General features: G+C 26.4%; 6 protein-coding genes and 1 pseudogene. All 7 read left to right on the plus strand.

Annotation, left to right across the window (positions count from 1 at the left end; all coding sequences use genetic code 11):
• A partial coding sequence (locus IDG60_RS08200) for a DUF443 family protein (RefSeq protein WP_206160610.1) occupies nucleotides 1–116 on the plus strand: 116 nt, incomplete at its 5' end.
• A 46-nt stretch (nucleotides 117–162) separates the two neighbouring features.
• The gene (locus IDG60_RS08205) at nucleotides 163–792 is read left to right on the plus strand and encodes a DUF443 family protein (protein ID WP_001837136.1); all 630 of its coding nucleotides are present in this window, start codon (nucleotides 163–165) and stop codon (nucleotides 790–792) included.
• 452 nt (nucleotides 793–1,244) lie between these two features.
• Nucleotides 1,245–1,874: a DUF443 domain-containing protein gene (locus tag IDG60_RS08210; RefSeq protein ID WP_000923036.1), complete on the plus strand. Its 630-nt coding sequence runs from the start codon at nucleotides 1,245–1,247 to the stop codon at nucleotides 1,872–1,874.
• 123 nt (nucleotides 1,875–1,997) lie between these two features.
• Nucleotides 1,998–2,639 (plus strand): DUF443 family protein, encoded by a 642-nt coding sequence (locus IDG60_RS08215; RefSeq protein WP_000882182.1) that lies wholly within the window; start codon nucleotides 1,998–2,000, stop codon nucleotides 2,637–2,639.
• Between the two features lie 36 nt (nucleotides 2,640–2,675).
• Complete coding sequence (locus tag IDG60_RS08220; protein WP_000882123.1) at nucleotides 2,676–3,311, plus strand: DUF443 domain-containing protein; 636 nt, start codon at nucleotides 2,676–2,678, stop codon at nucleotides 3,309–3,311.
• A gap of 16 nt (nucleotides 3,312–3,327) precedes the next feature.
• Nucleotides 3,328–3,545 (plus strand): annotated as a pseudogene (locus IDG60_RS08225) (T7SS effector LXG polymorphic toxin); the annotation flags it as partial.
• Nucleotides 3,546–4,003 (plus strand): DUF443 family protein (locus IDG60_RS08230; protein WP_111120861.1); only part of this gene is annotated, 458 nt, incomplete at its 3' end. It abuts the pseudogene before it with no gap.

Consider the following 4,003-nt stretch of genomic DNA (forward strand, 5'->3'; position numbering starts at 1 on the left):
TACAAAATTTAATCTTATATATTTCTTGGCTTTTCATGACTATGCTATTTATGTTTATGAATATGCATTCAATTATAGATAAAAAAGTACATATATTCTTAAAGTCTAATAAATAGTTACAAATTTAGTTAGTTTTCAATTGTTAATTAGGGGTGGTAAACAGTGCTTTGTGAATCTAGACAAATTTATAAAAATCCTAAATATCGAGTTATTAGATATAATAATGAATATTTCATGGTCGATTTAGTAAGTACTTGGATTACTTATTTTTTCCCTATGATTAATTGGTTTTTGCCCAAAAAATACGCAAAAATTAGCGAAAATGAATTTGAAAGGTTAAATATAGTCGAGCCTGTTAAAAATAATGTTTTTTGGCCGGTTGCAGGAAGTTCAGTTCTATTTGGAATTATATTGAGAAAGTACGGTAACTTCTTTAATGTTCAGTTTGAAAAACAACTAGCAATCACTGTATTTTTTATCATGTTAATAGGGATGTTAATTTTTTATTTAGATAAAAATAAAAAATTAACATTAAAAATTTTTAATACCAACGTGGTTAATAAGAATAGAGTTGTATTAATACCGACTTTCAAACAAGGATTGTTAATAGTTTTTGCGTACTTTTTTTTAGGAAGCGCTTCAATATTTACTTTAACCATTCTTTTGACGACAGAGTCACAAAATATAATAATATTTTTAACTTGGGTTATTATCTCGATGTTTTTCTTTTTAGTGAATATGGCTTCGATAGGTAATAAAAATGTTCATGTTATTTTAAGAATAAACGAGTAGTAAAAATGATCGAAATTGGTAGTATCGCATATTTAAACGGTGGTTCAAAAAAATATAATCATATCTTAAATCAGGAAAATAGATAGTAATGTTTGAATATACCAAGTGAAAATGCCCATTGTGATTGATAAAGGAAAAAACTGTTTTAATTTAAAAATGAAATATAGAGCGTGTTATTTTGTATGATAGCTCTTATAACATTGGCGTTTTTAATCCAATAGTATGGACGGTTTTAGCTGGTTTTGTTGCGGAATCTGTTTAGACAATTCTTAAAAATTGGACTTTTCATACTAATAAATTTGGATTAAGAGATAAAACTAATTGGATAAGACATTAAATAGACGCTGTTTAAAAATACCACAGAAAAAGCTGTAGATAGTGTTGGAACGATAGTTGGTGAAGGTACAAAAAGTATTGGGGATCATTTAAAACTAATGAAACGGGAGTGGTAAATGTTGCTTTGCGATGTCAGAGTCATTTATAAAAATCCGAAATACAAAGTCATTCAACATAACGGTGAATACTTATTAGTCGATTTAGTAAGCACTTGGTTCGTGTACTTTTTTCCTTTCATTAATTGGTTCATTCCAAAAAAGTACGCGATAATTAGCGAAGAAGAATTTGAAAATTTAAATGTTGTTAAACCAAATAAAAATAATGTTTTCTGGTCAGTTATAGGAAGTTCGGTTTTGTTTGGAGTTACTTTAAGGAAATACATACATGTTTTTGATGTTCAATTAGATAAGCTAGTTGTAATGATATTGTGTGCTCTCGCTTTAATTTGTGTTATAGTTTTTTATTTTAACTTAAATAGAAAGCTTAAGTTAAAAGTGTTTGATACAAATATTGAAAAAAATAAGAGAGTTATATTAATACCAACGTTTAAACTTGGCTGTTTTTTAGTTTTCGGATATATTTTCGCTGGAAGTTTTTCAATATTTTCATTAATTGCCCTTATGACAATCGAACCTCAAAATATAATAATATTTATTTATTGGATTATGATGACAATGCTTTTCTTTTTGTTAAATATGACTTCGATAGGTAATGAAAAAGTTCGCGTTATAATGAAAAATAATTGATTACATTTAAAATATTCTAAATGTTGTCGACACAATCCTTTTAAGACGCTAGTAGAATTTAAATGACTTCTAATGTATATGAAAGTGTATCAATATAAAACCAATTGAAAAGAAGTGGAGACATTGCTTTGTGAAACTGAAAATATTAATAAGAATCCCAAATATAGAATTATCAAATACAAAGATGAATATTTGATGATTGATTTAGTAAGTACATGGTTAGCACTCTTTTTCCCAATGATTAATTGGCTGATTCCAAAAAAGTACGTCAAAATCAGCGAAAAAGATTTTGAAACTTTAAACATTGTGAAGACAGCTAAAATCAATTCTTTTTGGCCAGTGGCAGGAAGTACGGTCTTATTTGGTGTTATGTTAAGAAGGTATTCCCATTTATTTATCGTTAAATATGAATATAGTATAGTAATTTTAATTTGTTGCATCATAATACTAGGTATTTTTCTGTTTTTTTTATATTTAAATCAAAAGTTAAAGTTACAAATCTATAATGAAAACAAAAATAAAAGCAATAAGATAATCATATTTCCCACTTTAAAGAGTCTTTGTTTATCAATAGTTTTATATATTTATTTAGGTGGTGGTTCATTCTTTACTATTTATATGTTATTGACGATTGAAGTTCAAAATATAATATTATTTATAACTTTGTTTGTAATATTTTTGTTTTTCTTATTTTTAAATATGTGCTCACTATATGACAATAAAGTTCATGTATTATTTAAATCAAATGGAATTGAAAAGTTTTAATAGGAATAATAAACAAAGGAATGGTAGTGATAAATATTGCTATGTGAATCTAAAGTTATCAACAAAAATCCTAAGTATAGAGTTATTAAATATGGTGATGAATATTTAATGATTGATTTAGTAAGTACCTGGTTAACTTTATTTCTTCCTATGATTAATTGGTTAATTCCAAAAAAATATGTCAAAATCAGTAAAAAAGAATTTGACGATTTAAACATTGTCAAACCTGTTAAAAATAAAGCTTTTTGGCCAGTTGCAGGTAGTACTATTTTGTTCGGAGTTACGTTTAGAAAATATATTCCTTCACTTAATATTCAATTAGAGAAAAACATGGTGATTGTAATATGTTGTGCAATATTTCTGGGTGTTTTAATACTTTTTTTATTTCTGAATCGTAAGCTAAGGTTGGAAATTTATAATAATAACTCTAGTAAAGGGAAAATAATTTTATTTCCTTCATTAAAAAACTTTTGTTTCACAATATTTTATTATTTTTTATTTGGCGGTCTTTCAATAATGGCTCTAAGTATGTTATTAACTTTAAATCCTCAAAATATAATAGGCTTTATTGGTTGGTTGGTAATGACTGCAGGTTTCTTTCTGTTAAACATGTCATCGATTATTGACAAAAAAATTTATGTATTATCTAAAACTAACACGGTGGAAAAATGATGGTTTAGCTGGATTTACTGCAGGTTCTATTTCGGCAATACTTGTATATTGGACCAATCAAAAAAATGAATTTGGAATAAAAGATAAAAACGATTGGATAGGACATAAACTAGACGTTGGTATAGATGCTGTAGAAAAATCTGCAGAAAAAACAGTAGATGGTGTTGAAAATGTCATGGTGAAGCTTCAAAAAGTATTTCTAATCATATAAGCCCTAAGAAATGGAGCTGGTAAATGTTGCTATGCGAATCTAAAATCATCAATAAAAACCCAAAATATAGAATTATTAAATATAATGATGAATACTTAATGGTCGATATAATAAGCACTTGGATTAGTTTATTTTTTCCTTTTATTAATTGGTTCATCCCAAAAGAATACGTCAAAATTAGTAGAGAAGAGTTTGAAAACTTAAATATTGTTAAACCTGCTAAAAAGAATGTTTTTTGGCCAGTTGCAGGTAGCTCTGCTTTGCTGGGAGTTGCATTAAGAAAATATACACATTTACTTGACATTCAACTTGATAAAAAATTAGTTATTGCCATATGTTGCATCACATTTATAGGGATTTTAATATTTTATGTACGCCTAATTAAAAAATCATCTTTAAATATTTATAATACTAAAAATAAAAGGTCAAAAATTTTTTTAATACCTACACTAAAAAATGTTTGTTTCACATTATTTGGATA

It is taken from the genome of Staphylococcus sp. EG-SA-2 (assembly GCF_017152085.1).